General features: G+C 71.5%; 5 protein-coding genes. 3 read left to right on the forward strand and 2 right to left on the reverse strand.

From position 1 onward, the window contains the following. Positions 1-66 precede the first annotated feature (66 nt). Positions 67-804 (forward strand): hypothetical protein, encoded by a 738-nt coding sequence (locus WA805_RS31170; protein WP_422282015.1) that lies wholly within the window; start codon positions 67-69, stop codon positions 802-804. Between the two features lie 8 nt (positions 805-812). On the opposite strand, the gene WA805_RS31175 is transcribed toward WA805_RS31170, so the two are convergent. Continuing rightward, the gene (locus WA805_RS31175) at positions 813-2,042 is read right to left on the reverse strand and encodes a CehA/McbA family metallohydrolase (protein WP_422337553.1); all 1,230 of its coding nucleotides are present in this window, start codon (positions 2,040-2,042) and stop codon (positions 813-815) included. Positions 2,043-2,163: 121 nt separating this feature from the next. Here WA805_RS31175 and WA805_RS31180 point away from each other — a divergent pair, with 121 nt between their 5' ends. After that, entirely contained in the window at positions 2,164-4,206 is a 2,043-nt protein-coding gene (locus WA805_RS31180) for a HelD family protein (RefSeq protein WP_425244127.1), read from the forward strand. 136 nt (positions 4,207-4,342) lie between these two features. After that, positions 4,343-4,636 (forward strand): hypothetical protein, encoded by a 294-nt coding sequence (locus WA805_RS31185; RefSeq protein ID WP_422282009.1) that lies wholly within the window; start codon positions 4,343-4,345, stop codon positions 4,634-4,636. A 25-nt stretch (positions 4,637-4,661) separates the two neighbouring features. Here the strand turns inward: WA805_RS31185 and WA805_RS31190 are convergent, their stop codons facing one another. After that, positions 4,662-5,183, reverse strand: a complete 522-nt coding sequence (locus WA805_RS31190; RefSeq protein WP_424561686.1) for a ferritin-like domain-containing protein — start codon at positions 5,181-5,183, stop codon at positions 4,662-4,664. Positions 5,184-5,310 lie beyond the last annotated feature (127 nt).

Raw genomic sequence — 5,310 nt, forward strand, 5'->3', positions numbered from 1 at the left:
CCGCCGCGGACGGCCGAATGCGACATTCATCGCGTCGCGAGCGAATAGGCGTGTAAAGATACCAGGATGGACGAGGCCGATATCGCTGAGCTGTTCGCGCCGATCGACCCCTCGAAGGCATTCGGCGTGGTGCTTCGCGAGGCGCAGGACGTGCTCTCTCATATCAACGGGCCGGTCGACGCGGAACTGTGGGGCTCCGACATGATCGGCGCGCTGGCATCGGACGCGGCGGGGGCACCCGAGGTCATGGCCGTGCTCGCCACCGCGATAGTGCCCGCCGCCGAGGAAAGCGGCACGCCAGAAGCGCTTGCGCTGCTGCGCATCTTCGGCGCGATCGGGTCGGCTGAGCTGCGCTCGGCCGCGACCGAGGCCGCCGGGCGCGTGGTTGCGGCCGGCGTGCCCGACCCTGGCTGGGCCGCCATGATCGGCGCCCCGGCGGTAGAGAAGTGCTGGTACTACAGCGACGTCGGCGGCCGGCAGGAATCGGTGACGGCGACCTTCGCCTACGGCGACGACGAGCACGCCCTGTCGGTCCTGATCGACCACGGCACGGGCGGCGGCCTCAAGGACGTGTGGGTGGGTGACGCCCGCGGCCTGCTCGACAAGACCTGGCTGGCCGCCGAGGCCGACCCGCTGGTCGTCTTCGAGACCATCGACGCGGCGAACGCTAGCGAGCGGCTAGAGCAGGCGATCAGCGCGGGGGAGCACCCGGACAAGCCGGATCAGGCCGACGACCTCACCGCGCACCGGGCACTGCTGCACGCGCGGGTCCGCCTCCTCGCCGAGACCGCCGCACCGGAGTAGCTCCTCGGCTAGGCGGCGGGCGCCAGGGCCAGGGTCGCCCCGGCCGGAGTGAGCAGCCGGTGGTAGCCGGGAGCGCCGGGCAGCCGCGCGAGATCCCCCCTGACCCGGCAGTAGGCGCCGTCAGGGCCGGCCAGCGTCAGCCCGTCCGCCCCGATCGCCACCAGCTCGCCGTCGTTCCTGAGCAGGACGGGGCCATCGCGCTGCGCGGTCATCGCCACCCGCCCGGCCCGCAGCCCGTCGAGGATCGCCTCGGTGCTCGCGTCCGCGCTCTCCACCCACGTCGTGGGAACGCCAGGCGGCGCATCAGACCCGTGCCTGTGCCAGTCGCTGCCACCGACAGGAACCGCCGCGGGATCCCACGCCTGCCACCAGGCCAGCGGCGTGGTCCAGCTCAGGTCGAGCCAGCTCCAGTGCCACACCTCCACCAGCGGCGGCCGCCGGCGCATCTGGTGCAGCCAGCTGACCGGTCCCGCGATCGGATGGTTGACCGACATCAGGCCGCCGCCGCGCTCGGCCGCGTCCAGCCAGTCATCAGGACTGCGCCGGAAGTCGATCCAGCCGGTGTCGCCGAGCACCCCCGCGTGCCCGTGCGCGGTCGTCACCTCCTGGCCGGGCAGCAGCGCGATCCCGTACCGCCGGGCCGCGGCCGGAAGCTCGGCGTGGTGGCTGATCGTGTTGTGGTCGGTCACCGCGATGAAGTCCAGGCCGCGTTCGACCGCGAAGCAAGCCAGCTCAGGCACGGTCATCGCGCCATCAGAGTGCAGGGTGTGCGCGTGCAGGTCGCCCGCCAGCCAGCGGAATCCCGGCCTCGCAGGCAGCTCCCGCCGAGCGGGCCTGCTGGACGGCACCGGAGGAGCGCTCGCGGCCGCCGGGAGATGGCAGCCGTCCGCGGTCCCGGTGGACGGCTCCGCCGTGACCCGGTAGCGGACACCGTCCGGCGGCACCGCGTGCAGGCCGAGCATCACCTGCCACAAGCCCGCCTCGACCTCGCCGGGCAGGTACCCGGGCGTCGCCGACTCCGCCCCGATCAGGAACGACTCCCTGGCACCCCCCGACCAGCCGCGGAACCCGGACGGGCCAATGCAGCCGAGGTCAAGCACCGCGCCGGCGCGGTCATACTCGAGTGCCACGCGCAGCGCGGCCGTTCCCGGCGCCACCTCGACAGGCAGGTAATGCCATGGCGAGGCGAACCGGTCCTCCGGCAGCCATGTTCCGGTGTGCACGGTGAGTTCACCCATGGTCCCAGTGTGCGGTCGAGAACCTTAGTTCTCGGCAAAAAATAAAGTGACTTCACGGGGCGGCGGCGCTACAGTTTTGAGCTTCGCGCCCAAGAAACCCATCGATAGGGGGCTGTTAACCATGCCCGCCGGTGGCGAAGATCCTGTCATCAGCGCCGAGCGCGCCCATCTCACCCAATCACGAGAATTCCTCCGCCTGATGCGCGAGCACGTCCTCGCCATCAACCCGATGGCCGGGGATCCGGTCTCCCTCGAATACCTCAAGGCCGACCTGTACCGCCGCGCCGAATCGCTCAAGGACATCCCCGACGCGCCGCTGTTCTTCGGCAGGCTCGACTACGACGAAGAAGGCGCCTTCCACATCGGAAGGCGCCACGTGCACGACCAGGACGGGACCCCGGTGGTCATCGACTGGCGCGCTCCCGTCTCACGCCCCTTCTACCGCGCCAGCCAGGCCGACCCGATGGGGATCGCGCTGCGGCGGCGCTTCGGATTCTCCGGGGCCCAGCTCACCGCCTACGAAGACGAGATCTTCACAGCCACGGCCGGTACCGGAGACGGGCGCGTACGTTCCGAAGAAAAAAAGACCAGTCAGCTGCTCATCGCGGAAATCGAGCGGCCGAGATCAGGGCCGATGCGCGACATCGTCGCCACCATCCAGCCCGACCAGGACGACATCGTGCGCGGCGACGCCAGCCGGACCGTGTGCGTGCAGGGCGCGCCGGGCACCGGGAAGACGGCCGTCGGGCTGCACCGCGTCGCCTACCTGCTGTACGCGCACAAGGAGCAAGTGACCAGGCGCGGCGTCATCGTCGTCGGGCCGAACCTCGCCTTCCTCTCCTACATCAGGAACGTCCTGCCCGCCCTCGGCGAACTCGACGTAACCCAGACCACCGTCACCGAACTGGTGGCCTCGGTCCCGGCGCGCGGCGCCGACAGCGACGAGGCCGGCCGGGTCAAGGGCGACGCGCGGATGGCCGACGTGCTGCGCCGCGCGCTCTGGGCGGCGATCAGGCTGCCGGCCGACGCCCTGGTCCTGCCACGCGGATCACGGCGCTGGCGGGTGCCCGCGAACGAGATCGCCGAGCTGGCCGGGGAGCTGCGCAACCGCGGCGTCCGGTACGGGGCGGGGCGGGAACTGCTCGGGCACCGCATCGCGCACGTGATCCTCACCAGGATGGAAGCCGCCGGGGAGACCTGCGACGACCGGACGCACGACGCGGTACGGCGCTCCGCGCCGGTACGGGCCTGCGTCGACCAGGTGTGGCCGAAGGTGGACGCGAAACGGCTGGTGTTCGGCCTGCTGTCGTCGGCGGCGAACCTCGCCGCGCACGCCGACGGACTGCTGTCGGCGGCCGAGCAGCAGGCCATCGTATGGCCGGTGCCGGCGCGCGGCCCCGGCTCCGCCCGGTGGAGCCGCGCCGACCAGGTGCTCATCGACGAGGCCGCCGACCTCATCGAGCGCACGCCGAGCCTCGCGCACGTGGTGGTGGACGAGGCGCAGGACCTGTCACCGATGGAGTGCCGGGCGATCGGGCGGCGGTGCGCTACCGGGTCGGCCACCGTGCTCGGCGACATCGCGCAGGGCACCACGCCCTGGGCGGCCACCTCCTGGCCGGCCCTGCTCGGCCACCTCGGCAAGCCAGACGCCGCGGTGCGCGAACTCGACGTGGGCTACCGGGTGCCGCGGCAGATCCTCGACTACGCCTCTCAGCTGCTGCCCTCGATCGCGCCTGGACTGCGGCCCGCGGCGTCACTGCGGCAGGATCCTGGGTCGCTGACCGTCGAGTCGGTGCCGCCCGCCCAGTACGGCCGGCGGCTGGCGTCGGTCTGCGCCAGCGCGCTTGACCTGCCCGGATCCGTGGCGGTCATCTGCGCGGACGCCCAGGCGCCCGAGGTCGCCGCTGCCTTGCGGGCCGCCGGTCTTGACTTCGCCGTGCTTGGCGCCGAGCCCGCGTCAGGGGACGCGCGCCTGGTCGTCGTGCCGGTCACGCTCGCCAAGGGGCTCGAGTTCGATCACGTGGTGCTCGGCGAGCCTGGCCGCATCGCGGCTGGCGAGGCCTACGGCCTGCGGCGGCTCTATGTGGGGCTCACCCGTGCCGTATCAAGATTGACGATTTTGCACGCAGAACCGGTCCCGGCCGAGCTTTGTTCCGTACCATAGATGAAAGCCACTGAGTTCTGGCCCCTGGGGGGGATTTTCTGCTGCGCGCTGCGGAGCTGTGGAAGCAAGCGCATGCTGAAACGATCCCGCACGCTAAGTTCCAGGAAACTACTATTGGTAACAACGGTGATAAGCGGTGGAAGCTAAGGGGAACCACGCACAGTCTGTCTATCTTGACAAGCTTGTCGACGAACTGACGCACCGCGGGCTTGAGGCCTGGCTGATGGCGCCGCCGGGGCGAAAGCCGAGCGTGTATGTCGTGAACCCCGGGGCGCGGGCACTCGAGGAGAATGTGTACGCCGACCGCTGCGGGGACGGCATGTGGTGGTTCTGGTGGTCGTGGGCGGAGCGGATCTCGATCGCTGACGACCTTGACGCGGCCGCGACTGCCATCGCCCGGGTGCTTTCCCTGCCGCAGAACCGGGACTGAGGTTCGCCCGGGGCCGGCGCCGTTATCAGCCGGTATTAGCTGCCGGGCGTGCCAGGGCCGGGGGGATATGGGGGCGGGGAGCCCCCCATGCGGAGACTAAGGCCCCCATGCCAGGGAACGCGACGGTAGAGCCGCGCCACGCGGCCGCCCGCTGCGCCGGCGGCTGCATCGCCAGCGCGCCGAAGGTCCGCAACGTCGTGTCAGAGACAGCGACGAGGCCGAGGTAGGCCTGCGTCACGCCGTCTTCGAGCGCCGCGGCGAGCCGCCGCGCGGATCGCGCGTCGTTGACGGCGAAGGGCAGCGCGTACGCGGGGCTCGCGGCGACCGGGGTGGCGCCGAGTTTGACGATCATCGCCTCCAGAGTGTCCCTGGCCTGCTCGTGCGTCCGCCAGTCGGCGACCGCCGCCGCCTGGTCGCCGCCGGTCAGCAGGGCGCCCGCGATGCCGTAGCCGTATACGGCCGTGTGTTCCGCGGCGAGCGCCGCCTGCAGCGCCGGTACCGGTCGCACCGGCTGTGGCGCCGTGGTGGGCGTCGGGGTCGCGGTCATCAGCCATGGCTCCGGGCGGCGAGCGCGGTGAGCGCGCTGACGTGAGTGGCTTCCGAGGCGGCGATGCTCGCGTAGAGCTGGGCCAGCGGGGCGGCCGCGCGGGCCAGCCGCCGCAGCTGGGCGGTGG

This window comes from Trebonia sp. (assembly GCF_049794275.1).
Classification (GTDB): Bacteria; Actinomycetota; Actinomycetes; order Streptosporangiales; family Streptosporangiaceae; genus Trebonia.